Source organism: Ochrovirga pacifica, assembly GCF_000220525.1.
Lineage (GTDB): Bacteria > Bacteroidota > Bacteroidia > Flavobacteriales > Flavobacteriaceae > Ochrovirga > Ochrovirga pacifica.
Map to the genome: position 1 here is coordinate 201,662 of NZ_AFPK01000029.1, position 24,277 is coordinate 225,938.

At 34.5% G+C, this 24,277-nt stretch carries 19 protein-coding genes; 6 read left to right on the forward strand and 13 right to left on the reverse strand.

Annotated features, from left to right (window positions below; all coding sequences use genetic code 11):
* Positions 1–50: 50 nt before the first annotated feature.
* The 3 genes from FS85_RS0105605 (at position 51) to FS85_RS0105615 (ending at position 2,743) form a co-directional block, all read left to right on the forward strand.
* Positions 51–1,715 (forward strand): sensor histidine kinase, encoded by a 1,665-nt coding sequence (locus FS85_RS0105605; RefSeq protein WP_010135119.1) that lies wholly within the window; start codon positions 51–53, stop codon positions 1,713–1,715.
* Positions 1,708–2,343: a response regulator gene (locus tag FS85_RS0105610; RefSeq protein WP_010135120.1), complete on the forward strand. Its 636-nt coding sequence runs from the start codon at positions 1,708–1,710 to the stop codon at positions 2,341–2,343. Before FS85_RS0105605 ends, FS85_RS0105610 begins: the two co-directional genes overlap by 8 nt.
* 103 nt (positions 2,344–2,446) lie before the next feature.
* Complete coding sequence (locus FS85_RS0105615; protein WP_010135121.1) at positions 2,447–2,743, forward strand: hypothetical protein; 297 nt, start codon at positions 2,447–2,449, stop codon at positions 2,741–2,743.
* A 74-nt stretch (positions 2,744–2,817) separates the two neighbouring features.
* Here the strand turns inward: FS85_RS0105615 and FS85_RS0105620 are convergent, their stop codons facing one another.
* Positions 2,818–3,105, reverse strand: coding sequence for a rhodanese-like domain-containing protein (locus FS85_RS0105620; protein WP_010135122.1), 288 nt, complete (start codon positions 3,103–3,105; stop codon positions 2,818–2,820).
* 119 nt (positions 3,106–3,224) lie between these two features.
* Here FS85_RS0105620 and era point away from each other — a divergent pair, with 119 nt between their 5' ends.
* Entirely contained in the window at positions 3,225–4,106 is an 882-nt protein-coding gene (era, locus tag FS85_RS0105625) for a GTPase Era (RefSeq protein ID WP_010135123.1), read from the forward strand.
* A 37-nt stretch (positions 4,107–4,143) separates the two neighbouring features.
* Here the strand turns inward: era and FS85_RS0105630 are convergent, their stop codons facing one another.
* Both FS85_RS0105630 and FS85_RS0105635 read right to left on the reverse strand, forming a co-directional pair.
* Positions 4,144–4,557, reverse strand: a complete 414-nt coding sequence (locus FS85_RS0105630; RefSeq protein ID WP_010135125.1) for a DUF6691 family protein — start codon at positions 4,555–4,557, stop codon at positions 4,144–4,146.
* Positions 4,558–4,567: 10 nt separating this feature from the next.
* Positions 4,568–5,116, reverse strand: a complete 549-nt coding sequence (locus FS85_RS0105635; RefSeq protein WP_010135126.1) for a YeeE/YedE family protein — start codon at positions 5,114–5,116, stop codon at positions 4,568–4,570.
* 164 nt (positions 5,117–5,280) lie between these two features.
* Here FS85_RS0105635 and FS85_RS0105640 point away from each other — a divergent pair, with 164 nt between their 5' ends.
* Positions 5,281–6,138 (forward strand): sterol desaturase family protein, encoded by an 858-nt coding sequence (locus FS85_RS0105640; RefSeq protein WP_010135127.1) that lies wholly within the window; start codon positions 5,281–5,283, stop codon positions 6,136–6,138.
* A gap of 1 nt (position 6,139) precedes the next feature.
* On the opposite strand, the gene FS85_RS0105645 is transcribed toward FS85_RS0105640, so the two are convergent.
* Both FS85_RS0105645 and FS85_RS0105650 read right to left on the reverse strand, forming a co-directional pair.
* A complete protein-coding gene (locus tag FS85_RS0105645) occupies positions 6,140–6,586 on the reverse strand; it encodes a thioredoxin family protein (protein WP_010135128.1) in 447 nt (148 codons plus the stop codon).
* A gap of 101 nt (positions 6,587–6,687) precedes the next feature.
* Entirely contained in the window at positions 6,688–7,788 is a 1,101-nt protein-coding gene (locus FS85_RS0105650; RefSeq protein WP_010135129.1) for an OmpA family protein, read from the reverse strand.
* A 263-nt stretch (positions 7,789–8,051) separates the two neighbouring features.
* On the opposite strand from FS85_RS0105650, the gene FS85_RS0105655 reads away from it, so the two are divergent.
* Positions 8,052–9,731, forward strand: a complete 1,680-nt coding sequence (locus FS85_RS0105655) for an RluA family pseudouridine synthase (RefSeq protein ID WP_010135130.1) — start codon at positions 8,052–8,054, stop codon at positions 9,729–9,731.
* A 60-nt stretch (positions 9,732–9,791) separates the two neighbouring features.
* Here the strand turns inward: FS85_RS0105655 and bglX are convergent, their stop codons facing one another.
* The 8 genes from bglX to FS85_RS0105695 all read right to left on the reverse strand — a co-directional run bounded on the left by bglX (position 9,792) and on the right by FS85_RS0105695 (position 24,230).
* The gene (gene bglX, locus FS85_RS0105660; RefSeq protein WP_010135131.1) at positions 9,792–12,068 is read right to left on the reverse strand and encodes a beta-glucosidase BglX; all 2,277 of its coding nucleotides are present in this window, start codon (positions 12,066–12,068) and stop codon (positions 9,792–9,794) included.
* A gap of 36 nt (positions 12,069–12,104) precedes the next feature.
* The gene (locus FS85_RS0105665; protein ID WP_010135132.1) at positions 12,105–12,956 is read right to left on the reverse strand and encodes a glycoside hydrolase family 16 protein; all 852 of its coding nucleotides are present in this window, start codon (positions 12,954–12,956) and stop codon (positions 12,105–12,107) included.
* Positions 12,957–13,034: 78 nt separating this feature from the next.
* Positions 13,035–14,501 (reverse strand): hypothetical protein, encoded by a 1,467-nt coding sequence (locus tag FS85_RS0105670; protein WP_010135133.1) that lies wholly within the window; start codon positions 14,499–14,501, stop codon positions 13,035–13,037.
* 31 nt (positions 14,502–14,532) lie between these two features.
* Positions 14,533–16,113: a RagB/SusD family nutrient uptake outer membrane protein gene (locus FS85_RS0105675; RefSeq protein WP_010135134.1), complete on the reverse strand. Its 1,581-nt coding sequence runs from the start codon at positions 16,111–16,113 to the stop codon at positions 14,533–14,535.
* A gap of 17 nt (positions 16,114–16,130) precedes the next feature.
* A complete protein-coding gene (locus tag FS85_RS0105680) occupies positions 16,131–19,280 on the reverse strand; it encodes a SusC/RagA family TonB-linked outer membrane protein (protein WP_029489289.1) in 3,150 nt (1,049 codons plus the stop codon).
* 293 nt (positions 19,281–19,573) lie between these two features.
* Positions 19,574–22,354: a LuxR C-terminal-related transcriptional regulator gene (locus tag FS85_RS0105685; protein WP_010135137.1), complete on the reverse strand. Its 2,781-nt coding sequence runs from the start codon at positions 22,352–22,354 to the stop codon at positions 19,574–19,576.
* Between the two features lie 93 nt (positions 22,355–22,447).
* Positions 22,448–22,819: a rhodanese-like domain-containing protein gene (locus tag FS85_RS15185; protein WP_083823630.1), complete on the reverse strand. Its 372-nt coding sequence runs from the start codon at positions 22,817–22,819 to the stop codon at positions 22,448–22,450.
* Between the two features lie 7 nt (positions 22,820–22,826).
* Positions 22,827–24,230: an MBL fold metallo-hydrolase gene (locus tag FS85_RS0105695; RefSeq protein ID WP_010135139.1), complete on the reverse strand. Its 1,404-nt coding sequence runs from the start codon at positions 24,228–24,230 to the stop codon at positions 22,827–22,829.
* Positions 24,231–24,277 lie beyond the last annotated feature (47 nt).

A 24,277-nucleotide genomic window follows, 5' to 3' on the forward strand; every position in this document is an offset into this window, starting at 1 on the left:
TTATAAACTTTGTTTTATATTCGTTTGTTGAATTAAATTTTTCTTGTAAAATGAATATCAGAAACTGGATTATTCTAACTATCAACTCTTTACTATTTATTGTTGTCATTTCCCTTTCTATCTTGTTTTATCGTCAATTTGCCAAAACGTTAGATCAAAAAGTATTGTCACAATTAAGTTCTATAGAACGTTTAAAAAGGGTACAAATAGAAAAGTATTTAGAAAACCAGTGGAATGATTTTTTACAGAGCACATCCAAAACTAAAATTCATATTCCCTCTGATAAAATAGAGCAGTTACCTTTTAGAGTAAAAGAATCTGGAATGTATGACTTTACTCCCATTTCTAAAAACGGTAAAATGTTGATAGGAATGGTGCTTGTAGAAAATGATAGCATTGTTAAACTAGACACTTTGCCAGGCAACTACATACAACAAGTATTACTTGAAAGAACTGGAATGGGAAATAGTGGAGAAACCTATTTGGTAGGCAAAGATTATAAATTACGTTCAGCTTCACGCTTTTTTCCTGACATGCACCCTTACGCTATTGTGGCCAAAAGCCAAAGTGTACAGCGTGCTTTTAGAGGTGTATTTAAAAAAGGTATTTACAAAGATTATAGAAATATTGAGGTATATAGTGCTTATCACAACATTGAATTCTCTAACATTAACTGGATTATTTTATCAGAAATGGACGTAGAAGAAGTAATGCTACCTTTGAATGAAATGAAGTCTAATTTGTTAATTATTGCAGGAAGTATTTTTATTATAGCACTAGTACTTGGTTTGTATCTAACACAATTTATTACCAAACCTCTAAAAAAAATGTCTTCACAAATTTTAGACATGACCAAAGGGAACTATAATATCGAAATTCAGACATCATCGTATTTTAAAGAAATCAATCATACCTTAGATACTCTAAACACCTTAAAAGATTCTTTGGTTAGAGCCATTGATTTTTCTAAAGAGATTGGAGAAATGAAATTAGATACCACTTACAAACCCAACTCATCATCTGATGTTTTAGGAATTTCTTTGGTAAAAATGAAAGATCAATTAAATGAGTACCAAACCAAGCTAAGACAAATTAACATCAATAAAAAAAGAATTTTAATTGAAGGGCAAGAAAGTGAACGTAAAAGATTGGCTCAAGAATTGCACGACGGAATTGGTCCTTTGTTAACCAGTCTTCGTTTTTTTGTAGAAAACATGCAAATAGAGCCCACTAAAAAAGGTGAAATGAAAGAAATTATAGATCACACCATCTCAGAAGTTAGAAGTATGACCTATGCCTTAATGCCTCCTTCTTTAATTGATTTTGGGGTTGGAGAAACCTTAAAAACTTTTGTAAAGCTTATCCGAAACACAACCCAAATAGATATTGAGTTTGACAATTCCATAAAAGAAGAACATTCTAAAATCACTACCAATATTGGTATTTCTATTTTTAGAATTTGTCAAGAACTCATCAACAATACCGTTAAACATGCACAAGCCGAAAAAATTAGAATTTCTATCACAGAATTTGACGAGTACCTTTCTATTTTTTATTTTGATGACGGAAAAGGCTACAACCCAGAAACTGTACAACTAGGATCTGGACTAACCAATATAAAAGAACGTGTAGAAATTTTTGATGGATTGATTTATTTTGATTCAGAAGCTCAAAACTCTACAGTAGAAATAGAAATCCCCTTATTACATGAATAAAATAAATATTATTGTAGCAGACGATCATCAGTTATTTAGAGACGGACTTACCGCATTGCTAAATAAATACAAGCATCTAAATGTTTTAAAAAACGTTGAAGATGGAATTGCTTTGTTTCAAGAATTAAAAAATATCAAACCACAACCAGACATTATTCTACTGGATCTTTCTATGCCTAATATGAATGGTTTTGAAGCTCTAAAAAAACTAAAAAAAGAATATCGAGACATTAAAACCATTGCTATTTCTATGCACAATGACGGAAATTACATTGCCAGATGTGCACAATATGGTGCTAAAGGATATTTATTAAAGAATACCGACGAAGAAGAAGTAATACAAGCAATTAAGCAAGTTTACGACGGTCACAAATACTACAATCACGAACTGTCTCAAAAAATGATTGACAGCATGGCAAGAGTAGACAATGCCAAAAAACTTACTAAAAAGGAAACTCAGATTTTAGAAATGATTTCTAAAGGGATGACCACCAAAGAAATTGCAACAAAACTATACATTAGTACCCGAACCGTAGAAACTCACCGATCTAACATGCTAAAAAAGCTCGAAGTTAAAAACACTGTAGAACTTTTAAACACAGCAACTTCGCTAAACATTATTGAATAACATCCGTATAAACACGTAGTAAAAAATACCATTTTTCTCATATTTACAAAGCTTTATTTAGGCCGTATCTTTACAAAAGTAAACCCTTAAATTACAAGCAATTATGAAGAATTTGATATGGATATTAGCCATTGCCTTTGTAGGAACGGCAACAGCACAAAAGAAAAGTGAATTACAAGGGCCTGCAGCCAAAAATTACAAACCATGGCAGCACAATGTAGAAGCTACTGTATCTGTACAGTCTGTAAACAAATCTACATTAAAAAGTAAAGATGCAAAAAACTACAAGCCCTGGAAAAAAGAGGCAAAAGCGACAGAAAAATTAATTTTAGCTTCTAATTATAATAGAAATAAATTACAAGGACCTGAAGCTAAAAATTACAAGCCTTGGTTAGATTAATGCAAATTAGCTCAACAAAAAACTCTTTGATTTTACATCAAAGAGTTTTTTACTTTTTTAGGCTTTTACAACTTCTATAGGTACTGATCTACGTTTTCCCAAGGCCCTCCGTTAATAATATCTACCCCATGTCCTTTTAAAAAATCTGTAGCTTGCTGACTTCTAGCCCCGCTTCTGCAAACAGCAATAACAGGCTTTTCATACCCTTTTACCACATCTACCTTGGCAGGCAAAGTTTGCAAAACAATATGTTCAGAACCAGCAACATGCCCTGCATCGTACTCTTCTGGGGTTCTTACATCCAATACAACTGCTCCGTTTTTTAAATATTCTTGAATTTTCTCATTATCAAATTGACTCATATCTTATACTTTTTTTCTTAATTACAAATTTAACAAATGTTTTAGTATAAAAAACTTTACAAAACTTACAATACCATCTTTATTTAGGTTTGATTACCTTTGCAAATCAATTACAGCATATGAAACACAAAGCAGGTTTTGTTAATATTATTGGAAATCCGAATGTAGGAAAATCTACATTGATGAATGCCTTTGTAGGTGAAAAGCTTTCTATTATAACTAGCAAAGCACAAACCACCAGACATCGTATTTTAGGGATTGTAAACGATGAACACCATCAAATACTTTTTTCTGATACACCAGGAATCATAAAACCCGCATACGAAATGCAGGCCTCTATGATGGATTTTGTTAAATCCGCTTTTGAAGATGCCGATGTTTTAATTTACATGGTAGAAATAGGTGAAAAAGAACTAAAGGATGAAGCTTTTTTTGAGAAAATTAAAAGTTCTAAGGCTCCTGTTCTATTACTCATCAACAAAATAGACACTTCTAATCAAGAGCAAATTGAGGAAAAAATGCAGTATTGGCAGTCTAAAGTTCCCAATGCCAATGTGTACTTAATTTCTGCTTTGGAAAAATTTAACATCCTACCTGTTTTTGATAAAATCAAAGAACTTTTACCAGAGTCTCCACCTTTTTATCCTAAAGATCAATTAACAGACAAGCCCGAACGTTTTTTTGTAAACGAAGCCATTAGAGAAAAAATTCTGTTAAACTATAAAAAAGAAATCCCTTATGCGGTAGAAATTCTTACTGAAGAGTTTTTTGAGGAAGATGAAATTATAAGAATTCGTGCTATAATTATGGTCGAAAGAGAAACTCAGAAAGGAATTATTATTGGTCATAAAGGAGCTGCTCTTAAAAAAGTGGGAATGGATGCCAGAAAAGATTTAGAAGCTTTTTTTGGTAAAAAAATATTTTTAGACCTGTATGTTAAAGTCAATAAAAACTGGAGATCTAACGACCGACAGTTAAAGCGTTTTGGTTACAAAGAATAAAAAAAGATGATGGCTATTTTTCCATCATCTTTTTTTTTTAATGTGGTAATTTATCTTTAATTACTCCGTAACAGTAAGTTCCTAAAACAGCAAAGGCAATAACGATTAATAGACTAAAAAAACCAGAACCTACCAACGTAAACATGGGACCAGGACAAGCTCCTGCCAAAGCCCAGCCCAACCCAAAAATAACACCTCCAAAGAGGTAACGTTTTACACTCATTTCTTTATCTTCTATACATATAGGAACTCCGTAAAAACTTTTGATATTGAACCTTTTTATGATTCGTATTATCAAAATTCCTAAAACAACAGCAACTCCTATAATTCCATACATATGAAAAGATTGAAAGTTAAACATTTCATAAATTCGAAACCAAGAAGCAGCTTCTGATTTATACATGGTAATTCCAAAAAGGATTCCGATACTTAGATACAAACTATTTTTCATAGGTATAGACTTAAAAAATAAAAGGGTAAAAAACATGAATCATTATCAATCCTCCAATAAAAAAACCAATGACTGCTATTAATGATGGTAGTTGCAAATTGCTAAGTCCAGAAATTGCATGACCAGAAGTACATCCTCCTGCATATCTAGCTCCAAACCCCACCAAAAAACCACCTACGGATAGTAGTAATATATTTTTGGGGCTTACATCTACAAACATCTCTGTTGGCAAGTATGAAGTCTCTGAGCTTGTGATCCCATACACTTTTAGACTTTCTACAGTTTCCTGACTAATTTCTACTCCGTCTTGAATACTTAGAAAATTAGCCGCTATAAAACCGCCAATTACAGCACCTATAGCCACCAAAAGATTCCATTTTTGTGCTTTCCAATCAAACTGAAAAAAAGAAGTTTTTTTTCCTGCACCACAAATAGTACACAAAGTCCTTAGATTAGAAGACATTCCAAAACGATTTCCCATCATTAGCAATAAAAATAAAACTAATGCTATTAAAAAACCCGAAACATACCAAGGCCAGGGCTGCAAAACAAACTCCATAATTGTTTACTATAAATATTTAGGCAAAAATAGTTAAGCTTGCTGAATTGAGCTGTAACAATTGTTACAAGTATAAAAAAATCAATGTTTAATTTAGCAAACTGTAAGTTTTGTTTCTCTGTAAACGACTGCATTACCCCCAAACCTTTTAGAAAATCGTCTTTATGGAATCATTTATTTCTAGTTTTAGCAACAGTATATCTTGGCTTATTCAAATGATTACTTTTCAGACAGCTTGGTATCAGAATTATTTTTGGGGATTGATTCTTATTTCACTCCTTATATGGGTTTTAGAAATTTTATTTCCTTGGAGGAAAAATCAAAAAATTATACGAAAAGATTTTTGGTTAGATATGTTTTATATGTTCTTCAATTTCTTTTTGTTTACCGTTTTTATGAGTGGATTTTATCAACTTTTTAGCACTTTATTACATTTTTTAGGCTTTCGCATAAATTCCCTTGCTATCTTTAATCTGAACGACAAATCTTTAGGAGTTCAGCTGGTTGTGTTTTTTGTGCTTAGTGATTTTTTTCAATGGTTTACTCACTTACTCTTGCATCGATTTGATTTTTTATGGAGATTTCATCAAGTACATCACAGTGTAAAAGAAATGGGGTTTGCTGCACATTTACGCTATCATTGGATGGAAAACATACTGTACAAACCCTTAAAAACTTTGGCCGTTATGCTAATTGGCGGATTTGAACCTGAACAAGCTTATTGGGTTCATTTTTTAGCTATTACTATGGGGCATTTAAACCATGCCAATATTCGAATTACTTGGGGCCTATTTAAATATATTTTTAACAATCCTGTAATGCATCTGTATCATCATGCATACAAGCTACCTAAAGCAAAAAGATTTGGAGTAAATTTTGGAATTAGCTTAAGTCTATGGGATTTTATTTTTAACACACATTACCTACCCAAGCCAAACAAAAATCTAAAAATTGGTTACAAGGGAGACGAGCTACTACCCAAAACATTTAGAAAACAATTTTTTGTAGGCTTTAAAAAGTAAATTATTTTAACAATTCTTCTACATATTTAAAATACCTGCTTGTGTCTCTTAAGTAAGAGTATCCTGCTATTTTCTCTTCTACTTTTCCTTTGTAATTCATAAAAACAACCATCGGAAATGATTTAGATGGATTGTATTCTTTTAGCAATTCTTTATTAATTTGCATTTGTTTTTCAGAAATAATATCTACTCGTCTTGGTACATCTACTAAAACCAAATTTAGTTGACTTGATTTTTCTAAAAACTCTGTAGAGTGAAAAAAGTCTGCATCTAATTTTTTACAAGGAGCACACCAGTCACTACCACTAAAATACATTATAATGGGTTTTTTATTCTTTTTTGATTTTTTTAATGTTTTTTCAAAATCTTGAGACCATTTTAACTCTGTTTCTTGAGAAAAAACAGAAAGTCCCACCAATAAACAACAAAAAAATACAACCTGTTTCATAATACTACTAAAGATTAACTATAAAAAACTCTTTTCTAAAGGTTTAGAAAAGAGTTTCAAAAATAATGCCTTCTTGTTAGATTTTCTAATAATTAAATAAATTATTGAATCAATCTAAACTCTGTTCTTCTATTTACTGCATGCTCTCTTTCGGTACAAGAAACACCATCAGAACAACGGTTTTTTAACTTATTTTCTCCGTAACCATTAGCCACCAATAAGCTTTCGTTAATCCCTTTTGTTTTTAAATAATTTACAACTGCCAAAGCTCTTCTTTCAGACAAATCTTGGTTAGATGTTTTAGAACCTCTAGAGTCTGTATGTGATGCTATTTCTAATTTCACCCCAGGATTGTTTTCCAAAACAGTCATCAACCTTTCGTCAATTAATTTTTTTGCTTCGTCAGTTAAGGTAGCACTTCCTAGGTTCCAGTTAATTGGTAAAGCTTGATATTCTATCAAAGAACACTCAACCTCTTTCCAGGTAGTTAAACCTCCTTTTTTTACCAAAACTTCTTTGGTTATTGTTTCAAACACAGCAGGAACTATTTCTTCTGTAGTATACGCATCTTTTACCAAAACAGTTTTGGTTATGGTTTTGTATTCTGCAGGTATTATAATTTCCTCCATACGTGCAGGCTCTTTAATTACTTGTTTTGTGTAAGTTGCTTTTTTTTCTGCTACAAGATTAGGAGTTGCAAAAGCATCTTGCTTTAATTCTACCGTAGGAACCGATGTGTATTGAGCAGGATACCCTTTATAACACCAATATTTACAATCGTCTGGATTGCTAGACTCACAATCTGGTTTTTCTGGACTTAGTTCCCATCTTGCATAAGCAGGTTTTACTTCTACCACTACTGTAGAGTCTTTAAAACTAGCAGGAGTTAAAGTTAACATGTTAGAAGCATCTTTAGAAACATATTCAACAGTTTCAGTTCCCCATACAGCAGGAACAAATTCGTACCTTTTAGATGCTTCTTTTACCAACACTTCTTCTGTAACAGTTTTGTACTCTGCTGGTATTTCTTTTAAAACTTTGTACGCAGCCTTTACCTCTACTTGTTCTTCTTTATTTTCGTATACATCGGGGGTAGTACACCTTACATAACACTTTCCTGGTTCAGGATTTAGTGGTAAGTCTTGGGCAAAAGTTGTTACTGATACCGCTAAAAACACAATAGCATAAATATTTTTTTTCATGTTTGATTATAGTTTAGTTACTGCATCTAATTTCATTGATTTTTATTAAGCAAAAAAGTAAAAATTGATTTATTTCAATTTTATTAACAAAAAATTCACAAACCCCCATAACCAACGCAAAACACTAACATAAAGTTAGTTAAAAGTTAAATAGTTCTTTATTAAAGAATAAAAATACTTTTAAAACTGATTTAAATCACCATAAAAACCTCTTTACAAAACATCAATTTCTTTGATATATTTGCACCTTAAACCAGTCTATAATGTCTATTCCGTATTTGCATCCTTTTAAAAGTAATCTCGGCACTATTTCTCTGCCCAAAAAATTCACATATCCTTTTTACTACGAACCCCATCCTCTATGTGAAATAGCTGCCAAAGAAGTTCAAGAATACCTACAACATCAAAAAGAATGGTCACATCCTTTTTTTACTTCCGATAAAGAGAACGAAAAAGGCATTGGAAAAATGTTTGGAATTTTAGTGGTTAAAAATGTGAAAAATCAATTGGGTTATTTAGTGTCTTTTTCAGGTAAATTGGCGGGCACCAACACACATCGTTATTTTGTTCCTCCTGTTTTTGATATGCTACAACAGCAAAGTTATTTTTTACAAGAAGAAAAAGTTTTAAACCAGCTAAACTCCGAATTAGAAGCTCTAGAACAAGACAAAACATACAACACTTTACAAAAGCAATTAAAAGAATTTAAAAATTCAGAACAGCAAGAAATACAGCTGTTACGTAAACAGATTATTGCAGACAGAAAAAAAAGAAAACAACAAAGAACACTTGCTAAAAATCAACTTTCTGAACAGGAATACTCGGAGCTACTGAATCAGCTGGCAAAAGAAAGTATAGTGTCTAAAGTACAACTAAACCAACTTATACAAAATTGGCAACAACGCATAGAGAAGCTTAAAGACCAACTAAAACCCTATGAAAAAGCTATTTCTGACGTAAAAAACCTACGCAAAACTAGGTCCAAAGCACTACAACACTATTTGTTTAGCCAATATCAATTTTTGAATAAAGAAGGAACAAAAAAAAATTTATTACAACTGTTTAGCAATACCGCTTTTGAAATTCCTCCTGCAGGTGCGGGTGAATGTGCAGCCCCTAAACTGCTTCAATACGCATTTACCAACCAACTAATCCCTGTTTGTATGGCTGAGTTTTGGTGGGGAGACAGTCCTAAATCAGAAATAAGAAAGCACAAACAATATTATCCAGCATGCCAAGGCAAGTGCAAGCCTATTCTAGGGCACATGTTACAAGGCTTAACTATTGATGAAAATCCTTTGTTACAAAACCCTGCTATTGGAAAAGAAATCACTGTTATTTACGAAGACGAATACCTATTAGCTGTAAACAAACCGGCTGATTTTTTATCCGTTCCTGGAAAATCTATTAGTGATTCTGTTTACTCACGCATCAAACAACAATACCCAAAAGCCACTGGACCTTTGTTAGTTCATCGTTTGGATATGGCTACTTCTGGCCTGTTATTAATAGCTAAGAGTAAAGAAATACACGAACAATTGCAACGTCAATTTATCAAAAGACAAGTACAGAAATCTTACGTTGCTCTTCTTGACGGCCTGCCAAAACTTAATGAAGGAATTATTGACCTTCCTTTGCGATTGGATATTGACGATAGACCGAGACAACTGGTTTGCTTTAAACATGGAAAACCAGCCCAAACACGTTGGAAAAAAATTGCTTTTAAAGACGGAAAAACCAAAGTTCATTTTTTCCCCATCACAGGTAGAACACACCAATTAAGAATGCATGCAGCTCATCCAATGGGACTAAACACAGCTATTGTTGGCGATGATTTGTATGGAAAAAAATCTGACAGACTGTACTTGCATGCAGCTTCCTTATGCTTTACCCATCCTGTTAGCAAAAAAAAAATAGAACTAAAAATAGAGGCTGAGTTTTAATCAACTCAGCCTCTTAAGTGCAATGCAAATGGGGAGGTTAAAAAAAAATGCATTGCTATCTTATAATTCAAAACTAGTTTCTATAACAGTTTTGGAACTTCCACCAACAAACACGCTAAACTCTCCTGGTTCTACCACAAACTCTCCCTGATTGTTGTAAAACCCTAACTCTTTGTTTGTTAGAACAAATCTGATACTTTTTTCTTCATTCTTAGAAAGTGACACCAATTTAAAACCTTTAAGCTCTTTTACAGGTCTGGTTACACTTGCCACTACATCTCTAATGTACAGTTGCACTACTTCTTTTCCTGCTCTATCTCCTATATTTTTTAGGTTGACTTTTACCTCAACTCCTTCTGGTAGTGGAGTAACTTTGATATCACTATACTCAAATTTTGTATAGCTTAATCCATGTCCAAAAGGATACAAAGCATCGTTTTTTTGATCTTGATAATGAGACCAGAACACCACATCTTTTCCTGGAGCAACAGGTCTTCCTGTATTTTTGTAGTTGTAGTACAAAGGCACCTGCCCTTCATTTCTAGGAAAACTCATTGGTAATTTTCCACTAGGATTATAATCTCCGTACAAAACTTGAGCAATTGCATGACCGCTTTGTGTTCCTAACTGCCAAGCTTCTAAAATAGCAGGAATGTGCTTGTCTGCCCAAGATAGCACTAAAGGTCTTCCATTATTCAACACCAACACGATGTTTTTATTTACAGCATAAACTTCTTCTAACAACTCTTGCTGAACTCCAGGCAACCCAAGCTTAGTTCGACTTCTACCTTCTCCACTTTGAAAACCATGTTCTCCTAAAACCATCACTACTACATCGGCCTTTTTCGCAACTTTTTTTGCTTCAGAAAAATCGCTTTTATCGTTTTGATTGATTTGAACCTCGGTAATAAAATTAGGTTCTCCTAAAGCTACATCTGCTCCTTTGGCATAAGTAATTATATTTTGCTTGTACACCTGCAAACCTTCTAAAACAGAAACTGCAGTTTCGTCTTTCGCAGCAATTCTCCAACTTCCCAAGGGACTGGTTTTGTCTGCAGCCAAGTCTCCAATCACAGCTATATTCACTCCTTCTTTTGCCAAAGGCAATAAATCATCTTGATTTTTTAACAATACAATCGATTTTTTTGCCATGTCTAGCGAAGCATCCCTAACAGGCTTGCTTCCAACTACTTGTTTTTCTCTTAGCTCATCACAATACTTGTAAGGATCTTCAAATAAACCTAATTCAAATTTTGTGGTTAAAATTCTACGAACAGCATCATCTATCAAAGCCTCATTAACCTTGCCTTCTTTTACCAAGTCGGATAAGTGTCCTACATATGCATACGACTCCATGTCCATATCCGAACCAGCATTGGCTGCAATTTCTGCTGCATGTTTTAAATCTTTTGCATGACCATGAGCCATCATTTCCATAATAGATCCCCAATCTGAAACTACAAAACCATCAAACTGCCATTCTCCCTTTAACACGGTTCTTTGTAAAAATGTATTTCCTGTAGCAGGCACACCGTTTAGCTCGTTAAAAGAATTCATAAAAGTTTTTACACCTGCATCAATAGAAGCTTTAAATGGAGGAAAAATAATGTTATTTAGCGTAGAGGTTCCTACGTCTACTGTGTTATAATCTCTACCGGCTTCTGCAAATCCGTATCCTGCAAAATGTTTTGCACAAGCTAAGATTGTGTTGTGCAGAGACAAATCTTCGCCCTGAAAACCTTGTACTCTGGCTTTGGCAATTTGACTACCTAAATAAGGATCTTCTCCAGCTCCTTCCATTACTCTACCCCATCGTGCATCTCTAGAAACATCGACCATAGGTGCAAAAGTCCAATTGATTCCTGCAGCTGAGGCTTCTAAAGCAGCCATTTCTGCTGATTTTTTGATTGCCTTTAAATCCCAACTAGCAGCTTCTGCCAACGGAATAGGACTTAGGGTTTCGTATCCGTGAATCACATCAAAACCAATAATTAACGGAATTCCTAACCTAGATTCTTCTACAGCTACTTTTTGTACTGCTCTTACCTGAGCAGCTCCTCTTACATTTAGCATAGACCCCACCAATCCTTCTCTTAAATGCTTGTATTTTTTTGCTTGATCTCCCTGAACAGGAGCAGGCCCTGTTACATTCCAAAAACCGTTGTACTGATTCATTTGTCCTATTTTTTCATCCAAGGTCATTCTAGACAACAAATCTTCTACACGTTGGTTTACGTTATATTTTGGGTTTTTATATTTTATCTCGTCCGTTTGACTACAAGAAATAACACTGTAGGTTAACAAACTGAAAAATAAAAGTTGAACTCTTTTTTTCATCGGTATCTTGTTTTGTTAAAATTTAACGTACTATGCTTATTGATAAACCCTTACGTAATCAATTTCGAACCTAGCTTGAGTAAACTCTGGATCTATATTCCCCCCAAGGGTTCCGCCCATTGCTAAGTTTAAAATCAAAAATTGATTTTGGTAAAAAGGCCAATTAGCACTATTATTCTCTGTCGGTTTTTGATACGTACCTTTAACAACACCATCAACTGTAAATTGTATTTTGTCTGGTGTCCATTGTACTCCGTACACATGAAAAGCTGTAGAAACATCATCAACCTTATCGTAATGAGACACAAAAGAAGGGTTTCCTCCATGCCCAGAAGTTGTGTGGATTGCACTAGAAGTAACACCTAAATCATTTCCTGTGTGTTCCATGATATCAATCTCACCACAAGCTGGCCAACCTATTGTAGAAATATTTTCACCCAACATCCATATAGCTGGCCAAGTACCACCTCCTGCTGGTAATTTTGCTCTTACCTCTACTTTTCCATATGTAAAGCCAAATTTTCCTTGAGTTTTTAGGCGAGCTGATGTGTACTCTGCTCCACTATACAGTTGTTTTTTAGCAGTAATTTTTAACACACCGTTTTCCACTTTTACGTTGTCTGACTCTCTAGTATAGTATTGGGCTTCATTGTTTCCCCATCCGCCAGCACCTATATCGTACGTCCAATTGTCTGAGCATGGTGTTCCGTCTTCATTAAACTCGTCTGCCCAAATAAGCGTAGTTAAATCTCCTGTTGGCATGGCTGAAGCGACTACGCCATTACACCCATCGTTTTTAGGTGTTATTGTTTCTGCTCCCCCATCACTACCACAAGAAAAAAATGCAGTAAATAACAAGCTACTTATAATCCATTGTTTGTATTTCATTTTTCTATTTTTTATGTTAAAAATTCACCCACATCCGACTTGGTTTGTGGATGAATTTACAGATAAACTTATTCTTTACTACTCGTTGGTACCGTAGGTAAAGTCATCGATATAAGCATTTACCCACTCGTAATTGTTTTCTCCGTTAAACTGGACAACAATTCTACTGAACTTTGTTTCGGCACTGTACGTAGAGAAGTCAAATGTAAGCTCTTGCCAAGTATCGTACTCATAATTTTGTTCTACTACTACTTGTCCTTCCCATGGTGCATTGCTAGAACCATCTTGTAACTTTAGTGCTAGTTTTTTAGGTTCAGCGTGTGGCGTTTCTGGACTTGGCACATACACCTTTACTTTAAACACGTTTTTGGTTGATAGGTCGAACTTGTCAGTTTTTTCTTCATTCAAATCAAAACGAATGTTTGCATACTGCCCACCTTCATCTACATACTGTAATACGTTATCAGAAGTATTGATCCCTGTTTTTGATGGATTTGGAACTCCTACATTTACTCCTGCAGCATCACCTACCCAAGTAATGTTTCCGTTTCCTTCAAAATCATCAAAAGGATCGGTTCCTACCCCTGTATCTGGACAACCATTTGCATTGGTTCCTCCATGTAAGTTAGGACACTCATCATCTACATCTAAAACTCCATCTCCATCTGCATCGGTTTCAGGTAACATGGCTGCTGCCGAACCTTCTTTGGCCAATTTGTATTGCCATACACCAACACCAAAATTTATTTGTACAGTCATTATAGTTTTGTCTTCAGAAAAACTAACATTGCTATACGTAATTGTATTTGCTGCTTGGGCTACAGAGGTAATTTCTGCCCCATTGATTACTTTAGCCAATCCTAAGAAAGCTCCTTTTCCTGTTAAAGTGATGGTTTGTTCTGTTTCATTATGGAACCAAGTTCCTGAAGCAGAACCATCGTATGGAGCTACAGTCGAAGAACACCCATCTTCTTCTACATCTTCCCAGCTTGCTTCTCTCCATGTAGCATCTCCTAGTTCCGTAACAAAACTTCCATCACTCTTAAACTCAAATACATCATCAAAAAAGCAATCACGTGTTTTTACATCTGCCAAACCACTAGACCACCAAGAAAGATCTTCAGAGCTAGGTCCTACTGCCAAAGCTCCTTCGTTGTGCAACATTACCCATCTACCCACTACATCGGTTTGTGGTATTTGGTAAGTTATTAATTGCTCTTTTTCTACTGTTACACTTTCTTTTCCTTCTGCTTGTGCTGTTACTTTTATGGTATATGTTGCTGTTTCATCAGGATAATCGTAAGTTATCGGGACTCCTGCAGTTTGATGCATATCATCATTAGCTTCTGTACCAAAATCTATTTCATACATGGTAGCCCCTGATGAAGTAGGTGTTACAGTTGCTACTGTACCATCTCCACTTACTGATACCGTAAAATCTACATCTGACAACACACCGTTATTCATTTCGCTATCGTCGCTTGTACAAGCCTGCAACAGTGCTAGGACTGCTATAAAGCTTATTCCTTTTTTTATTAAGTTCATATGTATAAGGTTTTAAGGTTATTACTTTCTTTTAATAATTTGGATTTTGTCCCCATCTGTCTGTAGCATTGGCTAAGTTTAGCTCTACAGTTGGAATTGGAAATATTTCGTTTTTTCCTTCGGTATAATTCACGCTACCAAATTCTACAGGTTTGGTATTGTTATAATTTTGAAAAGCTTGAGAAGCTTGATTGGTTCTTACTAAGTCGAAAAAACGATGTCCTTCTGCCGCAAGCTCTAACCTTCTTTCTTTATAGACTGCTTGTAACATGTCTGTTTCTCCTGCATATGGAAAATCGTGTGAATTGTCTCCAAACGCTCTTGCTCTTACTTGGTTTAGATAACTTACCGCATTGGTTAACGACCCTCCACTTTGTATTTCTGCTTCCGCTGCCATTAACAGTACATCAGCATAGCGAATAGCACGATAATTATTGCTGTAGTTTAATGGATCTGACCCTGCCCTTTCATTTTCATCAGCTTGGGTTGGTAAGTATTTTTTAGTAAAAAACCCTGTGTTTTCTCTACTCTTCTCGTAAGAATCATCATTTCTTAAATCCCAAATCGTAACGTCTCTACGAACATCATCATCTTCATAAGTGTCGTATAGCACTTGTGTAGGTAAGTTGAATCCCCATCCTGCAATGTAAGGTGCAATTGCTTGGTTACGTGGTGCGTTTTGCTTTGGAAAATAGTTTCCTTCACTACATTGAATACAGTCCCATCCTGCACCTTCGACATTGGTGTACTGTATTTCAAAAACGGCTTCATTACTGTTTTCTCCTGCTTCGGTAAATAGTGTAGTAAAATCTACCAAATCGTAAACATCCGAATTGATAACATTTCCTAGCATTGTAGCAGCATCTGCAAATTTTGCATTGTTAAACTTCCCATGATACAAATACACTTTTCCTAACAAAGCTTGTGCTACTCCTTTGGTAATCTCATATTTTTCTGCTTGGGTTACTGGCAAATTATTGATAGCCTCTTTTAAATCTTCTTCTATAACGCTATACACCTGAGCGATACTACCTACGCGATTCATGTTATATTCGTCTCCCACACTAACTTGCTTGTTTGCAATTCTTAGCACCCCCTCTCTAGTTTCTGTTAAAAGAGGAATATCTCCATAAAACTTAGCCAATTCAAAAGCGTAATATGCTCTGAGAAAATAAGCCTGAGCAATAATTTCTTCTTTTCCGTCAAAATCAATTTTATTTTGATTTTCTAGCACGTAATTGGCTCTGTTCATCCCTGCATACATAAACTTCCAGACATCTCTTAATTGGTTGTTATCCGCTGGAGTATGTTCCATTTTATCAACTCTTTGTAACGTAGGTTGATCAAAATTTGCTGCATCTCCACCCGCAATGATATCGTCTGAAGCAGCAACAGCAACCGTAACATTCCAGTGCGTAGTTTGTAACATATCATAAGCTCCTATCAAAGCAGCCTCGTATTCTTCAGGACTGTTAAAATAATTTTCTGAAGTAGGTCCTACTGGATCCAATTCTACATAATCATCACATGATTGTAATATAGGAGTCAAAGTGAGTATTGCTGTGGTAAACAACAACAAGCTTGATTTTTTAAAGTTCTTTATATTTTTCATTTGTCTTTTTTTTAAGGTTAAAAACTTAGGTTCATCCCAAAAATATAGGTCTTTGCTACAGGATAGAAGCCTCTATCAATCCCTGCTCCAATTGGGTCTGAAGAAGAAGCAGAAGGATCAAAACCGTCGTAATCTGTAAATGTATGCAAGTTGTTTGCTGATGCATAGAATCTTAATTTATCTATACCGTATTTAGACAATGCTTCTTTTTGAAAAGTATACCCTACTTGCACATTCTGAATTCTGATGTAAGAAGCATCTTCTACATAGTAATCCGAAAAATAGTCTGTATTTATAGAAGCCCCTGATACCACTCTAGGTGTTGTTGTACTTGGGTTGCTTGCTGTCCAAGCATCTAATACTCTGACATTTTTATTTGCTAAAGTGTTTACTCTTTCATAATCTCTTACCATATCATTACCAAAAGACCCAAAAGCAGATGCACTAAAATCAATATTTTTATAGCTAAACCCTACATTCCAACCAGCTGTTAGATTAGGAATTGGATCCCCAATATCAGTTCTATCTGCTTCTGTAATTTGACCATCTCCGTTAGTGTCAGAAAATTTCAAATCTCCTACTCCTGCTCCACTATGATAAGTACCCTCTGGTGATGCAGCATCTAAAGCATCAATTTCTGATTGATTTTGATATATACCCTCTGTTTTGTATCCATAGAAATATCCTATTGCATGTCCTTTTTCCATTCTAGAAGGTAAAATACCTGTACCCAAACCAAAAGCACCTCCTTCTATAAATCCTGATTCGCTTCCAACATATAACACTTCATTATGTATGGTTGAAAAGTTAAAACTGGTATTGAATTTAAAATCATCAGAAAATTGATCTCTGTATGATATCATCATTTCAAACCCTTTATTCTCTACTGTTCCTGCATTAATTACGGGTGCCGATGAACCAATTCCTCCAACTCCTGTTAATCCAGATATTTGAGCTGCAATCAACAAGTCTTCAGTTTTTTTAGAATATACATCCGCTGTAATGTTAATTTTATTACGAAAGATTGAAAAATCAACCCCTAAGTTACTGGTAGTACTCGTTTCCCATTTAATTTCTGGATTCGCTAATTTCCCTATGGCTACTCCTGTTAACAAGTCTTCTACATTGTTTTCTTGATTGTTGCTATAAACTCCTTCTCCATCCAATCTAGAGATGTAAGCAAAATCATCAATTCTATCATTTCCTATTTTTCCGTAGCTCAATCTTAACTTTAAGTTGCTCAACCAATCAGTATTCTCTAAAAACGGCTCGTCTGACATAACCCATCCTAAAGAGAATGAAGGAAAATATCCCACTTTATTTTCTGGCCCAAACTTAGAAGAGGTATCTCTTCTAAACATTCCAGAAAACAGGTATTTTTCTTTGTAATTGTATTGTACTCTAGTAAAGTAAGAAGACAAACGCTCTTTGAACTGATTGCTTCCAATGGTATATTCTGCCTCTGTAAAACGATCTCTAACTTCTTCGAAATTTGAGATATTTGCATCCGAGAACGAATTGCTTCCTTCTCTTAATATTTCTCCAAACAAACCTGAATATTCTCCTCTGTTTTCTCTAACCTCTTGCCCCAACAATACATTCAAGCTATGTACCTCTTTAAAAGTATTGGTATAGGTTATTAAATTATTCCACGTATAATCATCGTAGGTATCCACATTATCCACCAACTCGTTTCTTGTAGTTCTTGTTAACGATTTCCCTACCCCTAAAAATGTAAGTGGTCTAAACACTGTAGATTCATCTGTTGCATGGTTAAACTGATATTTTGAACGAACCGAAAAATGATCTAAAAACTTATATTCTGCAGTAAATGTTGGGCTAATTTTCTTTACCACATTGGTATTATAGGTACTCGCTATTTGAGAGACTGGGTTGGCAACTTCAATGGCATTAGTGTTTACAATCCCAAATCCGTTTCTGTACTTTTCAAATCCTGCATCTTGCAAAGGCGTACTATCATACACACCTGTTAAAGGATCTGCATTAATGGCATTGTACAATACAGAACCTACTCCGTTTTCGGCTAAGTTGTTTTTTTCTGAATATGTGTAAATAGCAGTAGCCGATAATGATAACTGATCTGTTACATCGTACTGCAATTTTGTTCTCGCTGTCATTCTCTCATAGTTAGACTCCGCTCCTCCAACAATTCCATCCTGAGTTAAGTAAGAACCTCCAAAAGCATAAGCTAACTTTTTTGTTCCACCACTTGCAGAAAGGTTGATATTATACATCGGAGAAGTTTCAAAAACTTGATCTTGCCAATCGGTAGTTCCCATAGGAGTTACAGCACTTTTAGCTACATCATAGATTTGTCCTGTAACCGGTTGTTCAAAATACGTTAAACTCCCATTTGCTTTATTGACATAAGCTGCAAACTGAGCAGGGTTTAGCAAGTCTAATTTTTTACTAGTTTGTTGAAAAGCATAGTAAGTATCTAAGTTGAATTTTAATGGACTTTCTTTACTACCAGATTTGGTTTCAATTAAAATTACTCCGTTTGCTGCTCTTACTCCATAGATTCCAGCAGTAGCATCTTTTAATACATTTACGCTTTTAATATCATTAGGGTTAATAACCGATAAGTCTGTGATTGGGTTCCCATCTACCAATATCAAAGGTGCGTTGTCTCCGTTGGTAGAAATTCCACGAATCCTAATATTTGATGCTGCACCCGGAGACCCTGAAGAAGAGGTAATAGCAACCCCAGAAACCTGCCCCTGCAAAGCTTGTTCTACACGTACAGGATTTAACTTCTCTATAGTTTCTGTCTCTACAACAGAAACAGCTCCTGTAATTTCTTTTTTCTTTTGCGTTCCATAACCTATCAAAACTACTCCTTCTAACTGAGCAACATCTTCTGATAAACTTACATTGATTTCATTTTGATTCCCTACTGTAATAGTTTGTGAAACGTACCCTAAATAAGAAATTTCCAAAACGGTTTTTGAAGTTACATTTTGCAGCTCAAACATTCCCGAAAAATCTGTCATGGCTCCTTTGGTTGTACCTTTAACCAATACATTTACTCCCACCAAGGGTTCTTTTGTATTAGCCTCTGTTACGACACCTCTAATGTTTTTGGTTTGAGAAAAACCTAAAAATGACATTAGCAATAAAAAATACGTAATATAATATTTCATCATTTTTTGATTGTAAAAATTGAACATATCTCAAAACTACAACCCTTATAATGATTATTATAAAAAATCATCCCTACAAAAAACATACAGGTTCTATTTTTACACCAACCAGTAGGCTAATCAAGCATTTATAGAGCCTTAAAAAACAATAAAATCCTAAAATGTAGTGGTATTGTATAGGTTTTGTAGTGCTATATAACAAAAGATAGCTACATAAAAAAAGCTGTTTTTTATCAAAAAAGCAAGATTACACTTCAAAAGCTACAAAAAATGCAATCTGTCTTCGCAAGTTTTCATTATATATTCAAAATATAGTCTACTAAGTTTTGCTCACTTGTTAGGTCTATTTTTTTTCGTAGTCTATATCTTTTTACCTCTACACTTTTAGGAGAAATATTTAGCAGAGGAGCTATTTCTTTTGAAGATAAATTCAGTCTTAGATATGCACACAATCGTAAGTCGTGTGGCGTTAAAGCAGGATGTTTCTGTTTCATTATTTTGATAAAATCTTTATCAGCATTATTAAATGCTTCCTCAAACAATCTCCAGTCTCCTTGATTACTTAAATTTTTATCAATAATTCGAATTACATTCTGAATATTTTTTGGCTGCCCTTCCATCAATTCTTCTTTGATTGTACTTAGCAATTCATTTTTTTTCACAATACTCATAGTAGAACTTGCCAACTCTTTGCTTTTTACAACAACATCAGCTTCTAATTTTTCCTTTTCTAGCAAAGTCATCTTTTTATCATTTTCTAGCTTTTGCAACTGCAGCTCTCTTTGCTTTCTTAAAAGCAACCTTCTTTGTTCTCGTTTATGCCTTATGGTATACAATTGGTGCATAAATATTGAAAACAAGACGACAGCAATCACATAAATAAAAAGAAACAAGTTAGACAAATACCAAGGTCTATCAATCACAAAACTAAAATTAGCGACATTGCTTGTTTCTACACCATCAACTCTTGCTTTTACAGAAAACTGATAGGTTCCAAAAGGGAGGTTTTCTAGTACAATTTTTGGATCTGTAGACCAATTACTCCATGTGTTAGACAACCCTTTAAGTTGATATTGAAAGGCTACATGTTTAAACTTTTCGAAAACTGGTACGCTACAGTAAAACTCAAAACTGTTTTCATCGGGCTCTAACAAATGTTTTTGATGTAAAGCTAGATTTTGAGATTGTTTACCGAAAGAATATTTTTTGATTTGACTAATTTCAACCTCACAAGGGTTTCTTTCTTTCATTTTACTAAGGTCTAAAGTAATATAACCATCAGAATTTCCTATTAAGTAATTATCCTTACCTAAATAACAAATGTTTTCATATCCTGTAGCACCTTTTCTTAAATCTAAAGAAATAGGGTATGTAGCTATAATAGGGCTAGTACTTAAACGACCTTGCTCTAAAGACACTATTTTGTATTTTGCAAAAGCCCAAATTTTATCGCCTTTTTCCGTGCTTACAAAAACCCCTGAGTTGTAGTGTGAACCAGAAACATATTTAGATATTAACGTATCTTTTCTAAAATTTTTTGTTTTAGGTTGATAACGATAAACCCCGTTTTGATAAGCATAGAACACACCACCTCTGTACGTAAATATAGACGAGTTAAGCCCTTTTGGTAATGTATTTATTTGTTTAATGTTTTCTACTCTTGTAAAATCTTTATTTACATACAATTGATACACACCTTTGTATTCGTGATTTACAAAAATGATGTTTTCTCCATGCCTCTCAAAGTGACGACTAGATATAGTAAACCCTTCAACCTTATTCTTTAGTTGCCATTGCTGATTATTTTTTACAAACACATAAAGACCATTATAAGTTCCTTGTAAAAATTCATTTTCAGAAAGAGAGACCATCTTCCATCCTCCCATTATATTTGCAATCTTTTTTGCACGAGTGTCTTGTACCAAAAAAGTTCCTGAATTATGACCACATAACAAATCTCCTTGCAACACCTTTAGCGACCAAACTTGTCCTTCTGTATCTTTCACAAAAGAAAACCTATCATTGGTTCCCATTTTTTTACAAAACAACCCTTGATTGGTTCCTAAATAAACCAAACCTTTGTGTGTAATTGAAGTATAAACTGTTCCTAACACTCCTGTATAATCTTTATATACCCTAAAGGGAGAGTCTATATCTATAACATTAATTCCGTTATCTAACCCTAACCATATACTATGTTGATGATCTTCATACATAGCAAGCACAGTGTTGTTAGATAAACCCAATTCTTGATTTATTTGATACAAAACTTTTCCTTGCGGGTTTAACACAAAAATTCCTTTAGAAATAGTACCAATAACTATGTTTCCGTTATGAAGCTGAAGTGTGCTGTAAATGGCCCCTATCGTATTAGGCAGTTCATTTTCCCATAACACCAAATCTTCTTCTTGTTTTTGCCAAATTCCACGATTATCAGTTACAAACAGCAATTGATCTTGTACCGTATGCATACCAATAACTGCACTATTTTTAAGCAAATTAGCAGCGCTAATTAGCTCCGGATTTCCTTTAGACATACTATAAACTCCGTTACCGTATTCTTGGTAATAAAGTACATTTTCTACGGTAAATACATTTAAAATTTGTGTTTCAGCTTCGTGAACTTTTATTTTTTGAGTAGTTGTATTATAAAAATAAATTCGTTCTAAAGATTGAAAAACGACCCAATCCTCTACCAGTTCAATTCCCCAAAACTGTTCATCATCTAACAAATTTAATTCATTAGACAGAGAGGTAAATTCTAGTTGTCCTTTGTCATTCTTTTCCCAAAATCCAAAACCGTTGTAAAAACCTGTATAAATTTTTTCTCCATCAATCTTTACAGAACGCACTATAGTTCCATTGGGTGATGGATACAAGTTCCACGATGCTCCATCAAACTCCATCAATCCTTGGTTGTTCGCAATGTACATATGCTCATCTACTCCTTGCCCAATAGACCAATTCTGATTTTCTGCCTTGTAATCTAAAGAAGTGTATACGCTAATAGGTGGAAGTTCTTGTGCTTTAAGAAAATCAAGACATAAGAATAAGACTAAGAGAACACGAATTTGCATAATAAAGATAAAATTTATGTATCATGAAAATAAAAAAAAAGAACTACTTGACAGTCGTTCTTTCTAAGCTATGTTATAAGTAAGTGATGTAGGCTATTCTTTTTCCCAAGCTAAAAAACCTCCTTTTAAATCGCATGCGTTCTCAAAACCATTTTTTTGTAAAATTCTTAAAGCTGTAATACTTCTCCTCCCAGACTTACAATACAGGTAAATGGGTTTATTTTTATACAGCTTAACCAAATCTTTTTTAAAGCTAGGTAACAAGACATCCATATGGATAGCATTTTCTATATGTCCCTGATTGTATTCCTTTTCGGTTCTTACATCTATTAACTGAATATCTTCTTGCTGAATAGCTTGCCTAAACTCTGCCACATTCATTCTTTTAAACTTAATCTGAGCCGAAAGTCTTAAAGCAAAACTCAACCCCCAAATCACTAAAAAAATAATACAAATAGTTCTCATAAAACTCTTATAATGTTGACGGACAAACATAGTCTGTCGTTTTTATTCCCTGTTCTTTAATAGATTTAAATCCTCCTTCGACATCTACAAAGTTATGAATTCCTCTACTCTTTAAAATAGAAGCTGCAATCATACTTCTGTAGCCTCCGGCACAATGTACATAAAATTTACCTTTTGAGGGAAATTTTTCAAGATGATTGTTAATACTATCTAACGGTGTATTTACAGCACTAGGCAACCTTTCAGACAAAAATTCACTTTCTTTTCTAACATCAAAAAAAATAGCCTTTTGAACATCGTTTTCTAAATGTTTCGCTGTGATTTGACTCACTACATCATACTCCTTTCCGGCTTTCTTCCATGTTTCAAACCCTCCTTTTAAATACCCCAACGTATTATCAAAGCCAACTCTAGACAAACGTGTAACAGTTTCCTCCTCTTTTCCTTCAGGGATTATCAACACCAAAGGTTGTTGCACATCGCCAATTAGTGCTCCTACCCAAGGAGCAAAACCTCCGTCTAAACCTATAAAAATGGATTTAGGAATGTGTCCTTGCGCAAAATCTTTAGCGGTTCTTACATCTAGCACTAGTGCTCCTGCCTCATTCGCCAATCTCTCTAATTCATCGGGAGTTAATTCGTGAGTTCCTTTTGCAATAACCTCTCCAATATCTGCGTATCCTTCTTTATTCATTTTTACATTTAGTGGAAAGTATTGTGGTGGTGGCAGCAGTCCATCCGTAACTTCTTTTACAAACTCCTGTTCAGTCATGTTGGCTCTTAGTGCATAATTGTTCTGTTTTTGATCTCCTAAAGTTCCTGTAGTTTCTTTGCTTAGATTTTTTCCACAAGCAGAACCCGCTCCGTGCCCAGGATATATAATTAAATTGTCTTCTAAGGGCATAATTTTATTTCGTAAACTATGGTACAAAGTTGCTGCCAACTGCTCTTGTGTCATGCTTGCTGCTTTTTGTGCTAAGTCAGGTCTACCTACGTCTCCTAAAAACAAAGTATCGCCTGTAAATAACGCATGGTTGTTTCCCTGTTCGTCAATTAATAAGTAAGTGGTGGATTCTATTGTATGCCCAGGAGTATGCAAAACTTTGATTCGAATTTCACCCAATTCAAACTCTTGTCCATCGGTAGCAATAATGGCTTTAAAATTTGGTTCCGCATTGGGACCGTATACTATAGGAGCTCCTGTTTTTTTTGATAGTGTTACATGTCCACTAACAAAATCTGCATGGAAATGAGTTTCTAAAATATACTTAATTTTTGCACCATCGGCATGTGCTTTTTCTATGTAAGGCTGTACCTCTCTTAAAGGATCAACAATAGCAACTTCGCCGTTACTTTCTATATAATAAGCTCCTTGAGCCAAGCATCCTGTATAAATTTGCTCTATTTTCATCATCTTTTGATTTGGTCTTGTTTAGAGAGTTCTAAATTAATATACTT